At 50.5% G+C, this 24775-nt stretch carries 23 protein-coding genes and 1 pseudogene; 11 read left to right on the top strand and 13 right to left on the bottom strand.

The genetic code is table 11. From position 1 onward, the window contains the following. Positions 1–494 precede the first annotated feature (494 nt). The 8 genes from tdcA (at position 495) to SBG_RS14880 (ending at position 11970) form a co-directional block, all read left to right on the top strand. Positions 495–1433, top strand: coding sequence for a transcriptional regulator TdcA (tdcA, locus tag SBG_RS14915; protein ID WP_001087412.1), 939 nt, complete (start codon positions 495–497; stop codon positions 1431–1433). A 93-nt stretch (positions 1434–1526) separates the two neighbouring features. Further along, positions 1527–2516: a bifunctional threonine ammonia-lyase/L-serine ammonia-lyase TdcB gene (gene tdcB / locus SBG_RS14910; protein ID WP_000548372.1), complete on the top strand. Its 990-nt coding sequence runs from the start codon at positions 1527–1529 to the stop codon at positions 2514–2516. A 35-nt stretch (positions 2517–2551) separates the two neighbouring features. Further along, positions 2552–3883, top strand: coding sequence for a threonine/serine transporter TdcC (gene tdcC, locus SBG_RS14905; protein WP_000108137.1), 1332 nt, complete (start codon positions 2552–2554; stop codon positions 3881–3883). A gap of 66 nt (positions 3884–3949) precedes the next feature. Further along, a complete protein-coding gene (tdcD, locus tag SBG_RS14900) occupies positions 3950–5158 on the top strand; it encodes a propionate kinase (protein WP_001001846.1) in 1209 nt (402 codons plus the stop codon). Between the two features lie 32 nt (positions 5159–5190). Next, positions 5191–7485, top strand: coding sequence for a formate C-acetyltransferase (pflB, locus tag SBG_RS14895; protein ID WP_000867331.1), 2295 nt, complete (start codon positions 5191–5193; stop codon positions 7483–7485). Between the two features lie 86 nt (positions 7486–7571). Beyond that, positions 7572–8936: an L-serine ammonia-lyase gene (gene tdcG / locus SBG_RS14890; RefSeq protein ID WP_000622090.1), complete on the top strand. Its 1365-nt coding sequence runs from the start codon at positions 7572–7574 to the stop codon at positions 8934–8936. 366 nt (positions 8937–9302) lie between these two features. Continuing rightward, entirely contained in the window at positions 9303–10634 is a 1332-nt protein-coding gene (locus SBG_RS14885; RefSeq protein ID WP_000443193.1) for an SLC5/6 family protein, read from the top strand. 25 nt (positions 10635–10659) lie between these two features. Next, on the top strand, positions 10660–11970 hold the full coding sequence (locus SBG_RS14880) for an L-cysteine desulfidase family protein (RefSeq protein ID WP_000463062.1): 1311 nt from the start codon (positions 10660–10662) through the stop codon (positions 11968–11970). 114 nt (positions 11971–12084) lie between these two features. Here SBG_RS14880 and SBG_RS14875 read toward each other — a convergent pair whose 3' ends face one another. Further along, a complete protein-coding gene (locus SBG_RS14875) occupies positions 12085–12249 on the bottom strand; it encodes a hypothetical protein (RefSeq protein ID WP_000039329.1) in 165 nt (54 codons plus the stop codon). 23 nt (positions 12250–12272) lie between these two features. Further along, positions 12273–12974, bottom strand: coding sequence for a pirin family protein (locus SBG_RS14870; RefSeq protein ID WP_000633543.1), 702 nt, complete (start codon positions 12972–12974; stop codon positions 12273–12275). A 103-nt stretch (positions 12975–13077) separates the two neighbouring features. On the opposite strand from SBG_RS14870, the gene yhaJ reads away from it, so the two are divergent. Beyond that, the gene (yhaJ, locus tag SBG_RS14865) at positions 13078–13974 is read left to right on the top strand and encodes a DNA-binding transcriptional regulator YhaJ (protein WP_001041021.1); all 897 of its coding nucleotides are present in this window, start codon (positions 13078–13080) and stop codon (positions 13972–13974) included. A 35-nt stretch (positions 13975–14009) separates the two neighbouring features. Here the strand turns inward: yhaJ and SBG_RS14860 are convergent, their stop codons facing one another. The 11 genes and pseudogenes from SBG_RS14860 to SBG_RS14810 all read right to left on the bottom strand — a co-directional run bounded on the left by SBG_RS14860 (position 14010) and on the right by SBG_RS14810 (position 21384). Then, entirely contained in the window at positions 14010–14375 is a 366-nt protein-coding gene (locus SBG_RS14860) for a DUF805 domain-containing protein (protein ID WP_000384141.1), read from the bottom strand. Between the two features lie 123 nt (positions 14376–14498). After that, positions 14499–15485, bottom strand: a complete 987-nt coding sequence (locus SBG_RS14855) for a glutathione S-transferase family protein (RefSeq protein WP_000531170.1) — start codon at positions 15483–15485, stop codon at positions 14499–14501. 66 nt (positions 15486–15551) lie between these two features. Further along, a complete protein-coding gene (locus SBG_RS14850) occupies positions 15552–15944 on the bottom strand; it encodes a DoxX family protein (RefSeq protein WP_015703025.1) in 393 nt (130 codons plus the stop codon). A gap of 246 nt (positions 15945–16190) precedes the next feature. Beyond that, complete coding sequence (locus tag SBG_RS14845; protein ID WP_000095498.1) at positions 16191–16490, bottom strand: YqjK-like family protein; 300 nt, start codon at positions 16488–16490, stop codon at positions 16191–16193. Continuing rightward, positions 16483–16885 (bottom strand): annotated as a pseudogene (locus SBG_RS14840) (phage holin family protein); the annotation flags it as partial. The pseudogene SBG_RS14840 and the gene SBG_RS14845, both read right to left, overlap by 8 nt. Positions 16886–16887: 2 nt before the next feature. Next, a complete protein-coding gene (locus SBG_RS14835) occupies positions 16888–17193 on the bottom strand; it encodes a DUF883 family protein (protein ID WP_000031219.1) in 306 nt (101 codons plus the stop codon). Between the two features lie 41 nt (positions 17194–17234). Next, positions 17235–17603: a DUF1090 domain-containing protein gene (locus tag SBG_RS14830; protein WP_000877295.1), complete on the bottom strand. Its 369-nt coding sequence runs from the start codon at positions 17601–17603 to the stop codon at positions 17235–17237. Positions 17604–17746: 143 nt separating this feature from the next. Then, entirely contained in the window at positions 17747–18130 is a 384-nt protein-coding gene (mzrA, locus tag SBG_RS14825; protein ID WP_000917519.1) for an EnvZ/OmpR regulon moderator MzrA, read from the bottom strand. A gap of 3 nt (positions 18131–18133) precedes the next feature. After that, positions 18134–18796, bottom strand: a complete 663-nt coding sequence (yqjA, locus tag SBG_RS14820; RefSeq protein WP_000422141.1) for a DedA family general envelope maintenance protein YqjA — start codon at positions 18794–18796, stop codon at positions 18134–18136. Between the two features lie 348 nt (positions 18797–19144). Then, a complete protein-coding gene (exuR, locus tag SBG_RS14815; protein ID WP_000406481.1) occupies positions 19145–19921 on the bottom strand; it encodes a transcriptional regulator ExuR in 777 nt (258 codons plus the stop codon). A gap of 164 nt (positions 19922–20085) precedes the next feature. Beyond that, positions 20086–21384 carry an MFS transporter gene (locus tag SBG_RS14810; protein ID WP_001226461.1) on the bottom strand — a complete coding sequence of 433 codons (1299 nt, stop codon included), beginning with the start codon at positions 21382–21384 and terminating at the stop codon, positions 20086–20088. A 470-nt stretch (positions 21385–21854) separates the two neighbouring features. On the opposite strand from SBG_RS14810, the gene uxaC reads away from it, so the two are divergent. After that, a complete protein-coding gene (gene uxaC, locus SBG_RS14805; protein WP_000187429.1) occupies positions 21855–23267 on the top strand; it encodes a glucuronate isomerase in 1413 nt (470 codons plus the stop codon). 14 nt (positions 23268–23281) lie between these two features. After that, the gene (locus SBG_RS14800) at positions 23282–24769 is read left to right on the top strand and encodes a UxaA family hydrolase (RefSeq protein ID WP_001199406.1); all 1488 of its coding nucleotides are present in this window, start codon (positions 23282–23284) and stop codon (positions 24767–24769) included. Positions 24770–24775 lie beyond the last annotated feature (6 nt).

Raw genomic sequence — 24775 nt, 5'->3', positions numbered from 1 at the left:
AAAACCTCACCCAGGCAGTGTAAATTATTTGTTGTAAATGAAAATTAAATGTATGAGATATTTTGGTTAAAAATTTATTAAATGTTTCTTTACAAACAAATAAGGTAAAAAAATGTGACGCGTAACGTTTTTTTAGCGAAGTGACGTCATTTTTATACATTAATTTGATAAATTGCGTTTTAACTTTAACACTGAAACTGTCTATAAAATATGCCGTAATTGTTTGAAATATCATCTTTTGGCGTGGTAAAAAATAGCGAGTAAACAGGCTTGTTATCGCCATAATATATTGTTATTACCGCCATTTTTTTTGATTAAAATCAGGTTAATTTATTATTTTGTTTTTATAAGTAATTGAAATTAAATGTTTTATTTATTTATTGGATGCCATTGAAAAATTACGTTACGTTAATTTGTGAGTGGTCGCACATAACCTTTAAGTTTTAATTTGCTACACTTCCTGCCGTTCACAATGTTATTTCAGAGCGGCAGATATGAATAGTCTTGTTCTCCCTAAAACACAGCATCTGGTGGTCTTTCAGGAAGTCATCAGGAGTGGTTCTATCGGGTCTGCCGCAAAATCGTTAGGGTTAACTCAACCCGCCGTTAGCAAAATCATTAGCGATGCCGAGGCTTATTTCGGCGTTGAGTTAATTGTACGTAAAAATACCGGCGTTACGCTAACTGAAGCGGGACAAGTGTTGCTCACCTGGTCTGAGTCTATCACCCGCGAAATGAAAAACATGATCAACGAGATGAACAGCATGACTTGCAATACCGTCGTTGACGTCTCGTTTGGCTTTCCTTCGCTGATTGGCTTTACCTTTATGTCCGATATGATTCATAAGTTCAAAGAGGTCTTTCCAAAAGCGCAGGTATCCATGTATGAGGCGCAGCTCTCTTCGTTCCTGCCGGCCATTCGCGACGGACGTCTGGATTTTGCTATTGGTACGCTTAGCAACGAAATGCAACTTCAGGATCTGCATGTAGAGTCGCTTTTTGAATCGGAGTTTGTGCTGGTGGCCAGTAAGTCCCGAACATGCACCGGCACCATCACACTGGAGTCGTTAAAAAACGAACAGTGGGTATTGCCGCAAACGAACATGGGCTACTACAGCGAACTTCTCACCACCCTGCAAAGAAATGGCATCAGCATCGAAAACATCGTTAAAACAGATTCCGTCGTCACAATTTATAACCTTGTTCTCAATGCTGATTTCTTGACTGTTATTCCCTGCGATATGACCACGCCTTTTGGTTCCAATCAATTTATCACCATACCAATAAAAGACACATTACCCGTGGCGCGATACGCTGCGGTATGGTCTAAAAATTATCGCATAAAAAAAGCTGCTTCAGTATTAGTAGAATTAGCAAAACAATATTCATCATTTAATGGATGTAGACGCAGGCAGTTAATAGAAATTGAGTAACGGAATAAATATATTTAGTGAAATGAACGCCGCCTGTTTTTGAACAGTGGGCCACGGTAATTTATTTTTTAATCCCCAGGTTAAGAGGTTATAATGCACATTACATATGATCTGCCAGTTGCCATTGAAGATATCCTCGAAGCAAAAAAAAGACTGGCGGGGAAAATATATAAAACGGGAATGCCTCGCTCAAACTATTTTAGTGAACGCTGCAAAGGTGAAATATTTCTCAAGTTTGAAAATATGCAGCGTACGGGGTCTTTTAAAATTCGTGGTGCTTTTAACAAACTTAGTTCATTAACGGAGGCCGAAAAACGTAAAGGGGTGGTGGCCTGTTCGGCAGGTAACCATGCGCAGGGCGTGTCTCTTTCTTGCGCAATGCTCGGTATTGACGGCAAAGTGGTGATGCCGAAGGGCGCGCCGAAGTCTAAAGTGGCGGCAACCTGCGACTACTCTGCGGAAGTGGTGCTGCACGGCGACAACTTCAACGACACTATCGCTAAAGTTAGCGAAATCGTTGAAACTGAAGGGCGTATTTTCATTCCCCCATATGACGATCCGAAAGTGATTGCCGGACAGGGCACCATTGGCCTTGAAATTATGGAAGATCTGTATGATGTCGATAATGTCATTGTGCCAATTGGTGGCGGTGGTTTAATTGCAGGTATTGCCATTGCGATTAAATCGATTAACCCCACCATTAAAGTTATTGGTGTACAGTCCGAAAATGTTCATGGTATGGCGGCGTCTTATCGCGCTGGTGAAATAACCACGCACCGAACGACCGGCACCCTGGCGGATGGTTGTGATGTCTCTCGCCCGGGTAATTTAACGTATGAAATCGTTCGTGAATTAGTGGATGATATTGTCCTGGTCAGCGAAGATGAAATTCGTAACAGTATGATCGCATTAATTCAGCGTAATAAGGTAATTACTGAAGGTGCTGGCGCTCTGGCTTGTGCTGCTTTATTAAGCGGAAAATTAGATAGCCATATTCATAACAGAAAAACGGTCAGCATTATTTCTGGCGGTAATATCGATCTTTCTCGTGTATCGCAAATTACGGGTTTAGTTGATGCGTAAAGCCTGACAATAAATCTTTTCGTTGAGGATAGGATATGAGTACTACTGATAGCATTGTATCCAGCCAGACAAAACAGTCGTCCTGGCGTAAATCAGACACCACGTGGACGCTGGGTTTATTTGGTACCGCCATCGGCGCAGGGGTGCTGTTCTTCCCAATTCGCGCAGGGTTTGGCGGATTGATCCCCATTCTGTTAATGCTGGTGCTGGCTTACCCTATCGCCTTTTATTGCCACCGGGCGCTGGCGCGTCTGTGTTTGTCAGGGTCTAACCCGTCCGGGAACATTACGGAAACGGTTGAAGAACACTTCGGTAAAACGGGCGGCGTGGTCATTACTTTCCTGTATTTCTTTGCAATTTGTCCGCTGTTATGGATTTATGGCGTCACTATTACTAACACCTTTATGACGTTCTGGGAAAATCAGTTGCAAATGCCAGCGTTGAACCGCGGCTTCGTGGCGCTGTTCTTGCTGCTGCTGATGGCCTTTGTCATCTGGTTTGGTAAGGATCTGATGGTTAAGGTGATGAGTTACCTGGTGTGGCCATTTATCGCCAGTCTGGTGTTGATCTCCTTGTCGCTGATACCTTACTGGAACTCAGCGGTTATTGAGCAGGTTGATCTCGGCAATATCGCGCTGACCGGGCACGATGGCATACTGGTTACCGTGTGGCTGGGGATCTCCATCATGGTGTTCTCCTTTAACTTTTCCCCTATCGTCTCTTCGTTTGTGGTTTCTAAGCGTGAAGAGTATGAGAAAGAGTTTGGTCGTGACTTTACTGAGCGTAAATGTTCTCAGATCATCTCGCGCGCCAGTATGCTGATGGTCGCGGTAGTGATGTTCTTTGCCTTTAGCTGCCTGTTCACGCTCTCCCCGCAGAATATGGCGGATGCGAAAGCGCAAAACATTCCGGTACTTTCCTATCTGGCCAACCATTTTGCCTCTTTATCCGGGACAAAATCCACTTTCGCCACTATCCTGGAGTATGGCGCGTCTATTATCGCGTTGGTCGCTATCTTCAAATCGTTCTTTGGCCACTATCTTGGCACGCTGGAAGGGCTAAACGGTCTGATCCTGAAGTTCGGCTACAAAGGGGATAAAACTAAAGTTTCAATGGGCAAGCTCAACACCATCAGTATGATCTTCATCATGGGATCGACCTGGGTGGTGGCTTACGCAAACCCGAACATTCTGGATCTGATTGAAGCGATGGGCGCGCCGATTATTGCCTCATTGTTATGTCTATTGCCGATGTACGCTATTCGTAAAGCGCCGTCGCTGGCGAAATACCGGGGCCGTCTGGATAATATGTTCGTCACCCTGATTGGTCTACTGACTATCCTGAATATCGTCTACAAATTGTTCTAATCCTCACATTCAGACTGCGTTACGCCACAGGGTGTGGATGCAGTCTGATATTGGCGGAGCCACTACATGAATGAATTTCCGGTAGTACTGGTGATTAATTGCGGATCATCTTCTATTAAATTTTCCGTACTGGATGTCGCTTCCTGTGATGTTTTAATGGCGGGAATAGCAGATGGGATTAATACTGACAATGCATTTTTATCTATTAACGACGATAAGCCAATAAAACTTCCTTATTCTGATTATGAGGAGGCATTAAAAGCTATTGCCTTTGAGCTGGAAAAACGCGAGTTAACGGATAGCGTAGAATTAATTGGCCATCGCATCGCTCACGGTGGCAATATTTTTACGCAGTCCGTTATTATTACCGATGAGGTTATCGATAATATTCGTCGGGTATCGCCTTTAGCGCCGCTACATAATTATGCGAATTTAAGCGGTATTGAATCCTCAAGGCATCTTTTCCCTGGCGTGACCCAGGTGGCGGTATTTGATACCAGCTTCCACCAGACACTGGCACCGGAAGCGTATTTGTACGGATTGCCGTGGGAATATTTTTCCAGGCTGGGAGTACGTCGCTACGGCTTTCACGGTACGTCACATCGCTATGTTTCACAGCGTGCGTATGCGCTGCTCGACCTGGACGAAAACCACTCGGGGCTGATTATTGCCCATCTGGGCAATGGCGCGTCTATCTGCGCAGTACGTAACGGTCAGAGCGTGGATACCTCCATGGGCATGACGCCACTGGAGGGGCTAGTGATGGGCACCCGCAGCGGTGATGTCGACTTCGGTGCGATGGCATGGATAGCGAAAGAAACCGGGCAGACGCTCAGCGATCTGGAACGCGTAGTGAATAAGGAGTCTGGTTTGCTCGCTATCTCTGGCCTGTCATCCGATCTTCGGGTATTGGAAAAAGCCTGGCACGAAGGTCACGATCGCGCGCGGCTGGCAATTAAAATCTTTGTTCATCGCATCGCCCGCCATATCGCTGGCCATGCGGCATCGCTACACCGTCTGGATGGTATTATTTTTACCGGTGGTATTGGTGAGAACTCCGTATTAATTCGCCAACTGGTGAGTGAACACCTGGGCATATTGGGAATTAAATTAGACGTTGAAAAAAATAAGCAGTCAAATTCTCATGGCGAACGCATTATTTCTGCTGATTCTTCTCAGGTTATTTGTGCTGTTATTCCAACGAATGAAGAGAAAATGATTGCCCTTGATGCCATTCATTTAGGTAAAGTGCAGTCATCTGTCGAATTTGCATAAATTAACTGTTGTTCTGTAGAGAGATTATTTTCATGAAGGTAAATATCGATACCAGCGATATGCTGTATGCCGAAGCATGGCGTGGTTTTAAAGGCGTGGACTGGAAAGAAGAGATTAATGTCCGTGATTTTATTCAGCATAATTATACGCCTTATGAAGGAGATGAGTCCTTCCTCGCTGAAGCGACGTCGGCCACAACCGCGCTGTGGGAAAAAGTCATGGCGGGTATTCGTATTGAAAACGCGACGCACGCGCCGGTCGATTTTGATACCGATATCGCCACTACCATTACTGCGCACGACGCGGGGTATATTGAAAAAGAACTGGAAAAGATCGTCGGTCTGCAAACTGACAAACCGCTGAAACGCGCCCTGCATCCGTTTGGCGGTATCAACATGATCAAAAGTTCATTTGATGCCTACGGGCGCGAGATGGAGGCGAAATTTACCTATACTTTTACCGAGCTGCGTAAGACCCATAATCAGGGCGTGTTTGACGTCTATTCTCCCGACATGCTGCGCTGCCGTAAATCCGGTGTGCTGACGGGGCTACCGGATGGCTACGGACGCGGACGTATTATTGGTGACTATCGTCGCGTGGCGCTGTATGGGATTCGTTATCTGGTACGCGAGCGTGAGCTGCAGTTTGCCGATCTTCAGTCAAGGCTGGAAAAAGGGCAGGATCTGGAGGCCACTATCCGCCTGCGTGAAGAGCTGGCGGAACACCGTCGCGCGCTACTGCAAATGCAGGAGATGGCCGCGAAGTACGGATACGATATCTCCCGTCCGGCTTGCAACGCCCGGGAGGCGGTACAGTGGCTCTATTTCGCCTACCTCGCGGCGGTTAAATCGCAGAATGGTGGCGCGATGTCGCTGGGACGCACCGCGTCGTTCCTGGATATCTATATTGAACGTGACTTTAATGCCGGCACGCTGAACGAGCCGCAGGCGCAGGAGCTAATCGATCACTTCATCATGAAGATCCGCATGGTGCGCTTCCTGCGTACCCCGGAGTTTGATTCCCTGTTCTCCGGCGATCCGATTTGGGCGACCGAAGTGATTGGCGGGATGGGGCTGGATGGCCGTACGCTGGTGACTAAAAATTCCTTCCGTTACCTGCATACCCTGCACACGATGGGACCTGCGCCAGAGCCAAACCTGACTGTACTGTGGTCCGAGGCGCTGCCGGTGGCATTCAAGAAATATGCTGCGCAGGTCTCCATCGTGACCTCATCTTTGCAGTACGAAAATGATGATCTGATGCGCACTGACTTCAACAGCGATGATTACGCCATCGCCTGCTGCGTCAGCCCGATGGTCATCGGTAAGCAGATGCAGTTCTTCGGCGCGCGCGCCAACCTCGCCAAAACGTTGCTGTATGCCATCAACGGTGGCGTGGATGAAAAGCTGAAAATCCAGGTCGGGCCGAAAACCGCGCAGTTAACGGATAAGGTGCTGGATTATGACACGGTAATGGAGAGCCTGGACCATTTTATGGACTGGCTGGCGGTGCAGTACATTAGCGCGCTGAACATCATTCACTTTATGCATGATAAATACAGCTACGAAGCCTCGCTAATGGCGCTGCATGACCGCGACGTATACCGGACGATGGCCTGCGGTATCGCCGGTCTTTCGGTAGCGGCGGATTCGCTCTCCGCAATTAAGTATGCCCGCGTGAAGCCGATTCGTGATGAAAATGGTCTGGCTATCGACTTTGAGATTGAAGGCGACTATCCGCAGTACGGTAACAACGACGAACGCGTGGACAGCATTGCCTGCGATCTGGTTGAGCGCTTTATGAAGAAAATCCAGGCGTTGCCAACCTATCGTAATGCGGTGCCGACGCAGTCCATTCTGACCATCACTTCAAACGTGGTGTATGGGCAGAAAACCGGTAATACGCCGGATGGACGTCGCGGCGGCACGCCGTTTGCGCCGGGGGCAAACCCGATGCATGGGCGTGACCGTAAAGGTGCCGTGGCTTCGCTAACGTCGGTGGCGAAACTGCCGTTCACCTATGCGAAAGATGGTATTTCCTACACCTTCTCGATTGTGCCTGCGGCGCTGGGAAAAGAGGATACTGTTCGCAAAACCAACCTGGTCGGGCTGTTGGATGGCTACTTCCATCACGAAGCCGGGGTGGAAGGCGGTCAGCATCTCAACGTTAACGTTATGAACCGGGAAATGCTGCTGGATGCGATCGAACATCCGGAAAACTATCCGAACTTGACGATCCGCGTTTCGGGTTATGCGGTGCGCTTCAACGCGCTCACCCGTGAACAGCAGCAGGACGTTATTTCGCGGACTTTCACGCAGGCGATGTAAGCGAATGGGGCGATCTTAAGATCGTCCCATTCGACAATGCGTGTAACCACCAGGTCTTCACTGAACGGCATCCCAAGGGTGTGGATATGATTAGCGCATTCGATATTTTTAAGATTGGCATTGGGCCTTCCAGTTCGCATACCGTAGGGCCAATGAACGCAGGTAAACGTTTTATCGACAACCTGGTCGAAAGTGGTCTTTTGCCGCAAACCACGCGGATTGTGGTCGATCTGTATGGCTCTCTCTCACTGACTGGTAAAGGTCATGCTACCGATACCGCCATCATTATGGGGCTGGCAGGTAATACGCCGCAGGACGTCAATATTGATGGCATTACGCCCTTTATTGACGAAGTGGCCCGTAGCGGTCGTCTGTCGGTGGCTGAGGGCAGACACGTGGTCGACTTCCCGCTTGCGGACAGTATACTTTTTCATCCCGAAATGCTCCCCCGCCACGAAAACGGCATGCGTATCACCGCATGGCAAAATCAGGAAACGCGCTTAAGCAAGACTTATTACTCCATCGGCGGCGGCTTTATTGTCGAAGAGGAACGCTTTGGCCAGTCGCATGATGTGGAAGCGCCGGTTCCCTACGGCTTTCGCTCAGCCAGCGAGCTGCTGACGCTGTGTGAAAGACAGGGACTCTCGGTTTCCGGACTGATGATGCAAAATGAACTGGCGTTGCGGAGCAAAGAGCAGATTGACGCTGGCTTTGCCCGCATCTGGCAGGTGATGGCGAGCGGAATTGAACGTGGCATCAATACCGAGGGCGTGTTGCCGGGACCGCTGAACGTGCCTCGTCGCGCGGTAGCATTACGTCGTTTATTGGTCTCCAGCGATAATCTCTCCCGTGATCCGATGAATGTCATTGACTGGATCAATATGTTTGCTTTGGCCGTCAGTGAAGAAAACGCTGCCGGGGGAAGGGTAGTTACTGCCCCTACCAATGGCGCATGTGGAATTGTGCCAGCTGTGCTCGCCTACTATGACAAATTTCGCCGCCCGGTCAACGCTAATTCCATCGCCCGTTATCTGCTGGCGGCAGGGGCGATTGGCATGTTGTACAAGATGAACGCCTCAATATCCGGCGCGGAAGTGGGGTGTCAGGGCGAGGTTGGCGTCGCGTGTTCGATGGCGGCGGCGGGGCTGACAGAACTGCTGGGAGGGAGTCCGGCGCAGGTGTGTATCGCGGCGGAGATTGCGATGGAGCATAACCTGGGGCTCACCTGCGATCCGGTTGCGGGTCAGGTGCAAATCCCCTGCATTGAACGTAATGCGATTAACGCTGTTAAAGCGGTGAATGCGGCGCGTATGGCGCTACGCCGCACTTCTGAACCGCGGGTTTCGCTCGATAAAGTGATTGAAACCATGTACGAAACGGGTAAAGACATGAACGATAAGTATAGGGAGACGTCGCGCGGCGGCCTGGCGATTAAAGTCGTTTGCGGGTAGGGCCAGTAAGCGTAGTGCTATCGGATAATAGTCTGCCGGATGGCAGCATAACTGCCTGATTTAGCTACCAGAGACAGGACTGGTAAGGGCGGATGACAGAAGTATGAAAAAAGGGGGCGCGAAAGTGCGCCCTTTTTTGTTGTGATCCGCTTCAAATAGAGAAAATAACAATATTAAACGAATAGTAAATAGAAAATAATTCTTAACCTACAAAAAATACAGGGATTTTATTGGTAAGTTTTTCTCTTATCCTGCGCGTATGATTTTCTTATTACAAGAGAGCGCCTGCGCCTCACGTATCGCACATCGCCTTTGCTGCGCTACGAAAAATAAAAAACCTCTACCTACACATTGAGCGAGAATTCTATGGAATCGGCAAGTAATACCAGCGTAATCCTCGACGCATCAGCCCCGGCGCGTCGGGCAGGGATGACAGAAAGTGAATGGCGGGAAGCCATCAAATTCGACAGCACCGACACCGGCTGGGTCATAATGAGTATCGGTATGGCGATCGGCGCGGGGATCGTTTTCCTCCCGGTTCAGGTGGGCCTGATGGGACTGTGGGTCTTCCTTTTGTCTTCCATTATCGGTTACCCGGCCATGTATCTTTTCCAACGGCTGTTTATTAACACGCTGGCGGAATCCCCGGAGTGTAAAGACTATCCCAGCGTGATCAGCGGCTACCTGGGGAAAAACTGGGGTATTCTGTTAGGCGCGCTCTACTTCGTTATGCTGGTGATCTGGATGTTCGTCTATTCCACTGCCATCACTAACGACAGCGCCTCTTACTTGCACACTTTCGGCGTCACGAAAGGGTTACTTTCCGATAGCCCGTTTTATGGTCTGGTGCTGATTTGTATTCTGGTCGCTATTTCCTCACGCGGTGAAAAATTACTGTTCAAAATTTCTACCGGTATGGTGCTGACCAAACTGCTGGTTGTTGCGGCGCTGGGCGTATCCATGGTTGGCATGTGGCATCTGTACAACATTGGTGCGTTGCCGCCGATGGCCCTGCTCATCAAAAACGCCATTATTACCCTGCCGTTTACGTTGACCTCGATTTTGTTTATCCAGACGTTAAGCCCCATGGTGATCTCTTACCGTTCACGCGAAAAATCTATTGAGGTTGCACGTCATAAAGCGCTGCGCGCCATGAATATCGCGTTTGGCGTCCTGTTCGTTACCGTCTTTTTCTATGCGGTTTCCTTTACCCTGGCGATGGGGCATGACGAAGCGGTAAAAGCCTATGAGCAGAATATTTCCGCTTTAGCGATTGCGGCGCAATTTATTAGCGGCGATGGCGCTGGCTGGGTCAAAGTGGTCAGCGTGATTCTGAACATCTTTGCCGTGATGACCGCCTTCTTCGGCGTTTACCTGGGGTTCCGTGAAGCGACGCAAGGCATCGTGATGAATATCCTGCGCCGCAAAATGCCCGCCGAGAAGATCAATGAAAATCTTGTACAGCGCGGCATTATGCTTTTCGCCATTTTGCTGGCCTGGAGCGCGATTGTGCTCAATGCGCCGGTACTGAGCTTCACCTCTATTTGTAGCCCTATCTTCGGTATGGTGGGCTGTTTAATTCCGGCATGGTTGGTCTACAAGGTGCCTGCATTGCACAAATATAAAGGCGCCTCGTTGTACCTGATTATTATTACCGGTCTGCTGTTATGTGTTTCTCCGTTCCTGGCATTCTCTTGATATACCTGAGATTAAGGTTGTTGTTATGTTTGAATCTAAAATAAATCCACTGTGGCAACGTTTCATCCTGGCCGTACAGGAAGAGGTAAAACCGGCGCTGGGGTGTACTGAGCCTATTTCACTGGCGCTGGCGGCAGCGGCAGCGGCGGCTGAACTTGACGGCACAGTTGAACGCATTGACGCGTGGGTTTCGCCCAATCTGATGAAAAATGGTATGGGCGTTACCGTTCCAGGAACAGGCATGGTAGGTCTGCCGATTGCCGCGGCGCTTGGTGCGTTGGGCGGCGATGCGAAAGCCGGGCTGGAGGTGCTGAAAGGTGCTTCTGATAAAGCGATTGCAGATGCAAAAGCGATGCTGGCCGCCGGAAAGGTCTCGGTGATGTTACAGGAACCGTGTCACGATATTCTCTTCTCGAAGGCGAAAGTTTACGGCGCCGGGAGCTGGGCGTGCGTCACGATCGTTGGCGATCACACGAACATTGTGCGTGTAGAAACCGACAAGGGCGTGGTGTTTGCGCAGGCAGATAATGCGCAGGGAGAAGAAAAGGCTTCGCCACTGGAGGTTCTGTCTCACACCTCGCTGGAAGAGATCCTGACGTTTGTGAATGTGGTACCCTTTGACGCCATCCGTTTTATTCTGGATGCGGCAAGGTTAAATGGCGCCCTGTCTCAGGAAGGCCTGCGTGGTTCCTGGGGGCTGCATATCGGCTCGACGCTGGCAAAACAGTGCGATCGTGGCCTGTTGGCGAAAGATCTTTCCACGGCGATTTTGATCCGTACCAGTGCGGCGTCAGATGCGCGAATGGGCGGCGCGACATTGCCTGCGATGAGTAACTCCGGTTCCGGCAATCAGGGGATCACCGCCACGGTGCCGGTCATGGTGGTGGCTGAACATGTTGGCGCAGATGATGAGCGTCTGGCGCGCGCACTGATGTTATCGCATCTGAGCGCTATCTATATTCATCATCAGCTTCCGCGTTTGTCAGCGCTATGCGCAGCAACTACGGCGGCGATGGGCGCGGCGGCGGGTATGGCGTGGCTGATAGATGGCCGTTATGACACTATCGCTATGGCTATCAGCAGCATGATTGGCGATGTCAGCGGGATGATTTGCGACGGCGCGTCGAACAGCTGTGCGATGAAAGTGTCTACCAGCGCGTCGGCAGCGTGGAAAGCCGTACTGATGGCGCTGGACGATACGGCAGTGACTGGAAACGAAGGGATTGTGGCGCACAACGTCGAACAATCTATTTCGAATTTGTGTTCGCTGGCGTGCCGTTCAATGCAGCAGACCGACAAACAAATCATTGAGATCATGGCCAGTAAAGCGCATTAATGATAGCGCCCCGGCGTGATGTCGGGGCGTGGTGTTGCCCGATAGCGTTGCGCTTATCGGGCCTGGCTGTCGTAGACCGGATAAGGCGTTTGCGCCGACATCCGGCAGGGTTATTCAGGCTGCGGCCTCTTCTTCTGCCAGCCGGACTTCGGCGTCCGCCACAATGGCTTCCAGTTCGGTTAGCATGTCTTCATAGCCCAGATGTACAGTGGCGCCCATTGCCTCCTGTACGGCAGGTTTTACCGCGGACTGACGCTTCTTCGCCGATTTTTTGCTCATCTTACGACTCCTTTGCTGGCTGGCTACACCGGCAAATCTACCAGTAATGCACGTAGTGGCGTATCGGCAACCAACGTAATGTTAGGTTCATCACGAATAAATGCGCCATCTCCGCAGGTTAACGCCTCACGCGCTTCATTGTGGGCGACCACGTGAAACGTACCGTGAATCGATTGTAAATAAGCGCGCGGTCCGTGGAGCTGAAAAGGGAGCGATTCGCCTTTTTCCAGCGTAATGTGATGTATCCAGACTTGCTGGCGTAGTTGTAAGCTGTTTTGCTCGCCATCGGGCGACGCAAGAAGCTGTTGTTGTGTTGTCGACAGCGTGGTTTTTTGCACCAGGGCGTTTTCCCGTTCAGGGCAGGCATCCATCCATAGCTGCATACGGGTTAATGGCTTAACTTTGCTGAGATTATGCTCGCTATAGCTAATACCAGGCTGCGCGGCGAGGAGTAACGCTTCACCCGCGGTAGCCTGTATATGATTGCCATCGCTGTCGCGGTATTCCGCTTCACCGTCCAGAATAAGATTTAAAATATCTACCTTTGGATAAGTCCGGGGTTGAAAAGAAGCGCCTGGTGCCAGTACTTCCTGGTTTAGAACACGCAGCGAAGCATAGCCCAGCAGCGCAGGATCGAAGTAATGTCCAAAGGAGAAGGTATAGCGGGCCTGCAGCCATCCATAGTCTGCATGTCCGCATTGTTTGGCTGTTCGGGTGGTAATCATCTTATTAACCTCTCTTTACTTCCTTTTATGTTAAGGGGCTGGACGCTGCATTGTTAGCCAGATATTCTGCCCAGTATGTTCAAATTTCCTGAATGAGAGCGATATGGCTAAAGAGAGGGCGCTAACGCTTGAAGCATTACGTGTGATGGACGCCATTGACCGCCGCGGCAGTTTTGCCGCGGCGGCGGATGAGCTGGGCCGGGTGCCGTCCGCGCTAAGTTACACCATGCAGAAGCTGGAAGAAGAGTTGGACGTTGTGCTGTTCGACCGCTCCGGCCATCGCACAAAATTCACCAATGTCGGGCGTATGCTGCTGGAGCGTGGCCGGGTTTTGCTGGAGGCGGCAGATAAGTTGACCACCGATGCCGAAGCGTTGGCCCGCGGTTGGGAAACGCACCTGACGCTGGTTAGCGAAGCGTTGGTACCGACGTCCGCATTCTTCCCGCTGATTGACCGGCTGGCTGCGAAAGCCAATACGCAGCTTTCACTTATTACTGAAGTGCTGGCGGGGGCATGGGAGCGGCTTGAGCAGGGGCGGGCGGATATCGTCATCGCCCCGGATATGCACTTTCGATCGTCATCGGAAATTAACGCCCGTAAATTGTATACGCTCAAGAATGTGTATGTCGCCGCGCCTGACCATCCGATTCATCAGGAGCCGGAACCGCTTTCGGAAGTGACGCGGGTAAAATATCGCGGCGTCGCGGTGGCAGATACCGCTCGCGAACGTCCGGTATTAACGGTGCAATTACTGGATAAACAGCCGCGTCTGACGGTAAGCACGATTGAAGATAAACGTCAGGCGTTGCTGGCCGGGCTTGGCGTCGCCACTATGCCGTATTCAATGGTGGAACAGGATATTGCCGAAGGGCGTTTACGCGTTGTTAGCCCGGAGTCAACCAGCGAAATCGATATTATTATGGCCTGGCGGCGCGACAGTATGGGTGAGGCAAAATCCTGGTGCCTGCGGGAGATTCCTAAGCTATTCGCTGGAAAATAGTAGCGCGGCGCTTTAAAAACGGCGCCGCACCGCTATCAGGAAAAACGTTTCGGGTCGGGGCCGAAGCGGTTGTCGCCCGGTGTACCGCTCTGGCAGTTGAAAGCGATGATGATCAGCCAGCCAATAACGGGAATGAGCAGCAACAATAGCCACCATGCTGAGCGGTCAGTGTCATGCAAACGACGAAATTGTACGGCCCACCAGGGTAAAAAGATCAGCACGCCGTAAAGGGTGGTTAGCACGCCTTCACCTCCGGCACGCTGCCAGCCGAGCATAGCGTCCAGCACGCCCAGCACGAAGGTAAAAATGATATTGACCAGAATAAACATCCAGTATTCTTTGCGTCGCGCACGGCCGCCAAATCCCAGGTAATTTTTTAAAACCTTTAAATACCAATCCATTTTCGCCTCAATAGTCGTTCAATCGCTTGTTTTTAAAGTAATCAAACTAAGAATAGCCGCGAATGAAATGATGGTAAATATTTGCGACGTTAATTAATAAGGCGTCCCGGGGGACGCCTCAAATTAGCCAAACCGCACGTCGCGCCCATGGGGTTCAGTCAAATCCTGCCATGGTCCGAGAGAAATGATACCCGTTGGATTAATGGTTTTATGGCTGCGGAAATAGTGGTGGCGAATATGGTCAAAATTAACGGTCTCAGCAATACCCGGTATTTGATAGATATCGCGCAGGAAACCATACAGATTCAGATAGTCGCTGATTCGGTATTTGTCGCATTTGAAGTGGGTCACGTAAACCGGATCAAAGCGTACCAGCGTCGTCCATAAGCGAATATCCGCCTCAGTCAACCGATCGCCCGTCAGATAGCGGTGCTGTCCCAGAATCTGCTCCAGGCGCGCCAGCGCAGTAAACACCTTTTCGACTGCTTCATCATACGCCTGCTGGCTGGTGGCGAAGCCTGCTTTATATACACCGTTATTAACGTTGTCATAAATCCAGCTATTAAGCTCGTCAATTTTGCTTTGCAGCGCTGGCGGATAATAATCCCCTGCTTTGGCGCCCAGCGCATCGAAGGCGGAGTTAAACATACGAATGATTTCGGCGGATTCGTTGCTGACGATCGTGTGGTTTTTTTTATCCCACAGGACCGGCACGGTAACGCGGCCGCTGTAATGGGGATCGGCATGAAGATACAATTGGTAGAGAAACTCATGCTGATAAAGCGTATCGCCGGTGGCCCCTGGAAAATCGTCACCAAATGTCCAGCCATTTTCCAGCATCAACGGATTAACGACGGAGACCGGAATAAACGGCTCCAGACCTTTCAGTGTACGGAAAATCAGCGTGCGATGCGCCCAGGGACAGGCAAGGGAGACGTACAGGTGGTAGCGATCTTTTTCTGCGGCGAAGCCGCCTTCGCCGGAAGGCCCGGGCGTGCCGTCAGCGGTGAGCCAGTTTCGGAAAGCCGATGCTGAACGCTGAAATTTACCCCCGGAAGATTTGGTGTCGTACCAGGTGTCGTGCCAGACGCCATCGATCAGTTGTCCCATTTCACTCTCCTTCAGATGACAAAAGCGAGGCGCTATTTCCTCGCTTTTTAATTGAGTATAGGTGGCTTACCACTTTTTATTTAACAGACGGTCAAGACTGAACGTGCCTGGCCCGGTCAGTGCCAGCAGTAAGAATCCGCCTGCAATGGTCAGGTTTTTCATAAACATCAGCGAATTTACGCCTTCTGCAAAATTGCTATGGAAGATAAACGCCGTCAGTAGCGTAAAGCCAGCGGTGAAAAGCGCGGTAGTGCGAGTGAAGAACCCCAGCAGAATCGCCAGGCCGCCGCCAAATTCAAGCAGTATGGTAAGTGGCAGCAGGAATCCCGGTACGCCCATGGCTTCCATATACTGTTGTGTGCCTGTGTAAGCGTTAATTTTTCCCCATCCTGCGGTAATGAACAGCACTGGCATTAAAATACGTGCTATCAGTACACCAACATCTTCTAATTTTTTCATTTTATTCTCCAGGCGACCGCTTCGACTGCTGACATTCTTTTCATAAGCAATGGCGCGGCATGACGCTTCACTGTTGTCGATAAGGAGAATCATAAATGTGACTTAAAGAAATTGTTATCAAGGAAAATTGCCAAATTTATTCAAAAAATTTGAGGTGCTGGTGAAAGGTTAACATCGCTGGTAAGCCGCGCCATCAGGTATCAATGAATGATAACCTGATGCCACGATATCGAAAAAGAAAAGAGATTAGCTGCGGAGTTGTTGCTGACGGAGAGTAGTTTTTACCAGGCGCCATGCGCTCCAGATACCCAGCCCGCGTTTCGCCCAGCGTACCAGCATATTAGGATGACGAATGGTCCAGATGGCCATCACGCTGCTGCCGACCAGCGCCCAGGAACGTAGGCTTAATACCGTATTCCAGCCGCGATCATAAGCGCCGGTGGTCTCCAGCCAGTCGCGACGGCTGGCGGACAGATCCAGCCGTTGCTGCTGGATCTGACTGAGAAGCAACGCCTTGCGTTTTTCGCGTTCGCCTTTGCTGCTCACGACTGATCGTCCTCCAGAATTTGTCGGTCATTAGCCAGTTCGTGCCGTGTATGGCGCAACAATGTGGACTGACGTGCTTTACGTAATGTCCAGATGCCGCCAATCAGCGCAAGCGCTAACAGCACTACGGTAGTCGCGATTATGGCGTTCAGGCGGTACTGAGGATCGATAGCCCAGATAATCAGGACCATCAGGCTCATTAAGCCAAACGCAGCGAAGAGCATGGTGAGACCTACCATCAGCAAAAGCTGAAAGAGGTTCGCTTTCTCTTCTTCCAGTTCTACTACCGCCAGCCGTAGCCGGGTTTCCACCATTTCAACAATAATGGTGACAATCCGCTGCCCGATACCCAGTACGCTTTTGCCTGGTCCTTGTGCCTGTCGAGAGTCCGCCATAATTAGCGACGCGTCAGCAGAACGCCCAACACCAGACCGACGGCAGCGCCAATGCCTACCCCGGTCCAGGGGTTTTCGCGCACATAATCATCAGCGCGAGCCGCAGCGACGCGAGTTTGTTTGGCAATAACATCGCCTGTTTCGCCCAGACGGTAGCGGCTCTCTTTCAGCGCGCGTTCGGCTTTACTGCGAATCTTACTCAACTCTTCTTTCGACTTTTCACCCGAAGAGCTCAGCACTTCTTCAAGGGTGTCGGTCAGGGATTTCAACTCAGCGCGCAGATGTTCCGTAGTGTTATCTTTCGACATAGTTTTCTCCAGGTGAGTGAGTATTTACGTTCGGCGTTTACTTAATAGTCTCTGGCCTCAAGTTTTTTTAGCTCATCCTGAGCCTCGGCCAGTTTACGTTCACGTTTGTCTATTTTATCCGCATCGCCTTTTGCTTTTGCCTCGGCTAAATCATGTTGACGCTCGGCTATCTCGCCTTTTTGTTCAGCGATCTTTTTCTGGTGCTCGGCGCGCAGCTTGCTGTCAGTACAATTCGCGCGAACTTCACTGAGCGCTTTGTTCAGCCCCTCAATACGACGCTGATTATTGTGCTTTTCGGCGTAGCTAATTTCCTTTTGTATATCCTGCTCTTTTTCCTGACAAAGCGTATTAGCGTAGCTGCCAGCGCTGAGCATAAAAAACGTGATAGCCAAAGCGATGCGGTATTTCATTCCTGAACTTTCCCTTGTGTTCTGACCCGTTGTCCGGGGAGCGATCCCGATAATAACGCGGTGGGCTAAACACCGCTTTATTAATCATAGTCATTAAACAACGAAATCACCAAAGTGAGTGATATGATTCGGATTCCTGGAGATTAGCCAAAGCGATGTGAGTTTTCCCGTAAGCGAGATAACCACTGTACCGTTTCGTTGTCATCGTCCTGCTGAGCCACGACATAACCGTGTGGGAGTGTTTGATCAAGAACTGCTTTAGCGGCAGCACTTTGCGCAGGGGAATCAAACGTAATGAGCAGCATGTCATTTTTAGGCGTAATGCTTTTAAAAGGGATACCGTTTGCATCCAGATGATGCAAAACGGAAAAGCCGTCCGGCATACTGGCACCCTGATTAATCGCGCGAATGGCCAGCGTCGACTCTTGCTGGCGTAGTGTTGACCACGCCACCATGAGTACGGTCAGCATCAGTAGAAAAGCGCTAATCCAAATAAGTTGTCGGGCTGTTATGCGTGGTTTAAGCATAAATTACCCCCGACTCCCGTACTTCTTTTTCCACAACATAACCAGCGAACCTGCCAGGCCAAAAAAGAGAAGCACCACGGGGAGCAGCATCAGACAGGACATTAACTGATCTTCATACTTCATAAAGACGGGCGTTTTGCCCAGCAGATAACCCAGCGACGTCAGGATAAGCACCCATAATAAGCCACTCATCCAGTTGAAAAACTGAAAGCGCGCGTTATTCAGGCCGGATATGCCGGCAATGGTAGGTAGCAACGTTCTGACAAAGGCGATAAACCGGCCTATCAGTAATGCCGACAGACCGTGTTTATGGAAAAGATGGTGGGCGCGTTGATGATAATGCGCAGGGAGATGGGAAAGCCAGTTTTGTACGGTTCGTGTATTTCCCAGCCATCGGCCCTGGATATAGCTGACCCAGCAGCCCAGGCTGGCAGCGACGGTAAGCAACAAAATGGTTTGTGGAAAACCCATTGCGCCTTTGGCTATCAGTACACCAACCAGAATCAACAAGCTGTCGCCAGGCAAAAAGGCGGCGGGAAGCAGCCCATTTTCCAGGAACAAAATCATAAATAACACAAAATACAGCATGCCAATCATGGACGGATTGGCCAGTGTTTCAAAGTCCTGAGCCCACAGGGCATTCAGCAATTGAGTCAATAGTTCCATTCAGTATTCCTGGAAAATCGGTTAACGTCACGCCGGTAATCTGGGGTTTGCACTACCGCAACATGGTTGGCGTTTTTATTGGCGTTGCGGAAACGGCAAATTCGCGGCCTGAACAATTCCTTGTTAAGTTGTGAAGTAAGCAAGCACTAACACACAAAAATTCAAAATGAATCTAATTGTAACAAAGGTCAACGAAGTCCGTTATAGAAATTACGCGTCGTTGAGCTTTGATTTTGCTTATCGCAAAGGAGGGTGGCGAGAGGATTTACACAGGCTGACACTTTATACTTTATGCTTACCAAGCGCCACGGCAGACGCCGTCTACGCGCCTGTCGTGGTAAAAAATAATTATTTTGTTCCGCCAGTGACAGTATCAAGATGTACGACCGGATTTTCGGCAAATAGATAGCGATCGGCATTAAATTCGAAATCATCGCTGGTTTCATTAAATAACATCTGTTTCGTGTTCTCCAGATGCTGCCACATCGCCACTTTAGCGGCATGTGGATCTTTACGAATCAGCGCGCGCAGAATCTGGTCATGATCGTCGCACCAGTTGTCAACGGTACGTAAGTCGATGTGATCGTGAAGTTTTTTCCAGTAAGGGTTATGTACGCGCTGCGTCCACATCTTATCGACAATGGCAGCCAATGCAGAATTTTGCGTGGCTAGCGCGACCTGAACATGGAATTGCAAATCCCATTCGGAGTCGCGAAAACATTTTTCATTACGCGCTTTTTCCTGGATTTCCATCAGCTTCATGATGTCTTGCTTCGTGACTTGCGTCGCGGCGAACTCGGCGATGTTGCTCTCTATCAACTGTCGCGCCTGAAGTAGTTCGAAAGGGCCATAATTGGCGAATTCCAGCTTTTCATCCGGAACAATATAGTGCCGGGGCTGGTTGGAAATAACATGAATGCCGGAACCTTTACGGACTTCGACATAACCTTCTACTTCCAGCATAATGATCGCTTCACGAACCACGGTACGGCTGACGTTTTTTTCCTCGGCAATAAAACGTTCTGCGGGCAGTTTATCGCCTGGATGATAGAGACCCTGTTCAATACGCGCCTTCAGATCGGCAGCAAGTTGTTGATATAAACGTCGTGGTTCGGTGATTTCCATATGCGCTCCAGGCATGATACGGCAGACTCTATTTGTTATACCACTTTCGTGAAGCTGCCACCACTCGCAACCACGAAAAAACCGTTGGGCCTGAGCTGATTTGGAAGAACGCCCGGTAAGCGTAGCGCTACCGGGCAAGCGCGATCAATATGCGTTGTCGGGCATCAACTTTGTGTTGCCGGGACACTTATCTGACGGGCGGCAGTTGCACTGGCTGGTTTATTTTGCAGAACCGTCCAGATCACTAACGCGCCAAGTAGATCGAACACCGCCAGTACCGCGAACAGCGGGCTAAAGCCGATAGTATCCGCCAGCGCGCCGACGACCAGGGCAAACAGGGTGCTTGCCAGCCAGGCGGACATGCCGGTCAGGCCATTCGCCGTTGCGACTTCATTACGCCCGAAAACATCAGAAGAGAGTGTAATTAACGCGCCAGAGAGCGCCTGATGCGCAAAACCGCCGATACAAAGCAATACAATGGCGACATACGGACTGGTGAACAGACCGATCATCCCCGGACCTATCATTAGCAACGCACCAAGCGTGACGACCATCTTGCGGGAAACGATCAAGTTTACGCCAAACCAGCGCTGGAACAGCGGCGGCAGATAACCGCCAATCACGCAGCCAAGATCGGCAAAGAGCATCGGCATCCAGGCGAACAGGGCAATTTCTTTCAGGTTAAAGCCATAGACCTTAAACATGAATAATGGGATCCATGCGTTAAAGGTCCCCCATGCCGGCTCCGCCAGAAAACGCGGCAGGGCGATGCCCCAGAACTGGCGGTTACGCAGAATTTGTAAGGCGGACATTTTTTTCGCATTGTGGGTCTGATGCTGTGCTTCCTGACCATTAATGATGTAATCGCGCTCTTCGTCGGTCAGCTTTTTTTGGTCGCGGGGATGCTTATAAAAGACCAGCCATGACATCGCCCAGATAAAACTCAATACGCCGGAGATCATAAATGCCATCTGCCAACTGTGCATCACAATTGCCCAGACGACCAGCGGCGGCGCGATCATCGCGCCGATGGAGGACCCAACGTTAAAGTAACCCACAGCGATGGAGCGCTCCTTCGCCGGAAACCACTCGGAGCTGGCTTTTAGGCCCGCAGGGATCATGGCGGCTTCCGCTGCGCCAACCGCGCCGCGCGCCAGCGCCAGACCGCCCCAACTTCCCGCCAGCGCGGTGGCGCCGCAAAATACGGCCCATGCGATAGCGAAAAATGCGTAACCGATTTTTGTACCCAGAATATCTAATACGTAGCCTGCGACCGGCTGCATAACGGTATAGGCCGCAGAATAAGCTGCAATGATATAAGAATACTGCTGGGTAGAGATGTGTAACTCTTCCATCAGCGTCGGTGCTGCTGCCGCCACCGTGTTTCGCGTCAGGTAGCCCAGTACGGTGCCCAGCGTCACCAGCGCTATCATATACCAACGTAACCCTTTAATTTTACGCATCTAAAACCTCATCGTTTTGTTATTTCCGCAAGGAACGCGGCTATTTTCCTGCTCGCGGAGGATGTCCATTAACGAAGGGGGATCGGACAAAATCCGCTATGCCACGACTCTGCCATCAAGTCACTGTGCTGATTCGGTTTCCGTACCGGTCAATTCGATGGCGGCGCCATCGATAATGTTGCATTCCATCGGCTTACCTATTGCGACGGCAGAACGATAACTTGTCATACAACTTTAAAAGGTGAGTGACATCACAAATGTTTTAATCTTCGTGTGGTTATCAGTTGGTTCCAGAAAAACCCGTTCTGATGCGGGTTAGTAAGCGATTTTCCGGTTGATAGACGTTTTATTTGTTAATGTTTATTGATCTATCTCACGAAAAGTTGTTCGGCATAGAGAAATTGGTGTGATAACTTTGGCACTATTAAGACATAACCAGTCTGCTGCTCTTGTTGATGAGGATGATGACCATGACGCCGTTTATGACCGACGATTTTTTACTGGATACTGAGTTTGCCCGCCGTCTGTACCATGATTATGCAAAGGATCAGCCGATTTTCGATTACCACTGCCACTTACCGCCGCAACAGATTGCCGAAAATTACCGTTTTAAAAATTTGTATGATATCTGGCTAAAAGGTGACCATTACAAATGGCGCGCAATGCGCACTAATGGCGTACCAGAACGGTTGTGTACCGGCGATGCGTCAGATCGGGAGAAATTTGACGCCTGGGCCACTACCGTTCCGCATACCATTGGCAACCCGTTATACCACTGGACACATCTGGAGCTGCGCCGTCCGTTTGGCATCACCGATAAACGACTTTCTCCGGCTACCGCTAACGATATTTGGGCACGGTGCAACGCGCTGCTGGGTCAGGAGACGTTCTCTGCACGCGGTATCATGCGGCAGATGAAAGTAAAAATGGCCGGTACGACTGACGATCCGGTCGATTCGCTGGCATACCACGCCGCGATCGCGAAAGACGATACCTTTGACATTAAAGTGTTGCCGAGCTGGCGACCGGATAAAGCGTTCAACATTGAACAGGCGACCTTTAGTGACTACATGACCAGACTGGGCGAGGTGGCGGACATCGATATTCGCCGCTTTAGCGATCTGCAAATGGCATTGACTAAACGTCTGGATCATTTTGCCGCGCATGGGTGTAAAGTCTCTGACCACGCGCTGGACGTGGTCGTGTTTGCAGAAGCCAGCGAGGCTGAACTGGACAGTATTCTGGCGCGCCGTCTGGTGGGAGAAACGCTGAACGAGCGCGAAGTGGCGCAGTTTAAAACCGCTGTGCTGGTTTTTCTCGGCGCGGAATACGCCCGTCGCGGCTGGGTACAGCAGTATCACATTGGCGCTCTGCGTAATAACAATCTTCGTCAGTTCACATTGCTGGGGCCGGATGTGGGCTTTGACTCCATTAATGACCGTCCGATAGCGGAAGCGTTATCTAAATTACTCAGCAAGCAGAACGAACAGAATCTGCTGCCGAAAACCATTCTCTACTGCCTGAACCCGCGCGACAATGAAGTAATCGGTACTATGATCGGTAATTTTCAGGGCGAAGGGATGCCCGGCAAAATGCAGTTTGGTTCCGGCTGGTGGTTTAACGATCAGAAAGACGGCATGGAGCGCCAGATGACGCAACTGGCGCAGTTGGGCCTGTTGAGCCGCTTCGTCGGTATGCTGACCGATAGCCGCAGTTTCCTGTCCTATACCCGCCACGAGTATTTCCGCCGCATTCTCTGCCAGATGATTGGTCGTTGGGTTACTGCGGGCGAAGCGCCGGCTGATATCCAGTTACTGGGCGAGATGGTGAAAAATATTTGCTTTAACAATGCGCGTGACTATTTCGCCATTGAACTGAACTAAGGTCTGGGGTTGATATGCAATACATCAGGATCCACTCGCTGGATAACGTTGCGGTAGCGCTGGCTGATTTAGTGCAAGGTACGCCAATAAGCGTTGATAACCAAATCGTGATGTTACGCCAGGATGTCGTGCGTGGACATAAATTTGCTTTACGTGATATGACTGCGGGTGAAAATGTTATTAAATATGGTCTACCGATCGGTCATACGCTGACGGATGTCGCTGCGGGAGAACATATTCATGCGCACAACACCCGCACTAATCTGAGCGATGTGGATGCGTATCGCTATCAACCTGATTTCCATACGCCACAGATACAGCCTGCGGATCGGGAGGTTCAGATCTATCGTCGCGCTAATGGTGACGTCGGCGTACGTAATGAGCTGTGGATTTTGCCGACCGTAGGTTGCGTTAACGGTATTGCGCGCCAGATCCAGACGCGTTTTTTACAAGAGAGCCACGACGCGAAAGACATCGATGGCGTCTTCCTGTTTAGCCACACTTACGGTTGCTCTCAATTGGGCGATGACCATATTAACACCCGTACCATGCTACAAAATATGGTACGCCATCCGAACGCAGGCGCGGTGTTAGTGGTTGGTCTGGGGTGTGAAAATAACCAGGTCGACGCGTTTCGTGAAACATTAGGCGAGTTTGACTCTGAGCGCGTGCATTTTATGATTTGCCAGCATCAGGACGATGAAGTTGAGGCGGGCGTTGAGCATCTTCATCAGCTTTACAGTGTAATGCGCCACGATAAACGCGTACCTGGCAAACTGAGCGAGCTAAAATTTGGTCTGGAGTGCGGCGGTTCGGACGGACTGTCAGGGATTACTGCCAACCCGATGCTGGGACGATTCTCCGATTATGTGATCGCTAACGGCGGCACTACGGTATTGACGGAGGTGCCGGAGATGTTCGGCGCTGAGCAATTGCTGATGAGCCACTGCCGTGATGAAGAGACATTTAGCAAGCTGGTGGCAATGGTGAATGACTTTAAGCAATATTTCATCGCTCATGGCCAGCCAATCTATGAAAACCCGTCGCCGGGCAACAAAGCGGGCGGGATCACCACGCTGGAAGATAAATCTCTGGGCTGCACTCAGAAAGCGGGCTCCAGTCAGGTCGTTGACGTGCTGCGCTACGGAGAACGCCTGAAAAAGACCGGCCTGAATCTGTTAAGCGCGCCAGGTAACGACGCCGTGGCGACCAGCGCGTTGGCTGGGGCGGGATGCCATATGGTGCTGTTCAGTACGGGACGGGGAACGCCTTATGGCGGATTTGTCCCCACGGTAAAAATCGCGACCAACAGCGAACTGGCAAGCAGAAAAAAACACTGGATTGATTTTAACGCCGGACAACTCATTGACGGAAAAGCAATGCCGCAACTCGTCAATGAGTTTGTGGATACCATTGTTGAGATTGCCAATGGTAAGCTGACGTGTAACGAGCGTAATGATTTCCGCGAGCTGGCAATCTTTAAGAGCGGCGTCACCTTATAAAACGTG

The sequence above is a fragment of the Salmonella bongori NCTC 12419 genome (assembly GCF_000252995.1).
GTDB classification, from domain to species: Bacteria; Pseudomonadota; Gammaproteobacteria; order Enterobacterales; family Enterobacteriaceae; genus Salmonella; species Salmonella bongori.
Note: the sequence above shows the minus strand (reverse complement) of the source record. Positions and strands in the feature narration are given on the sequence as shown.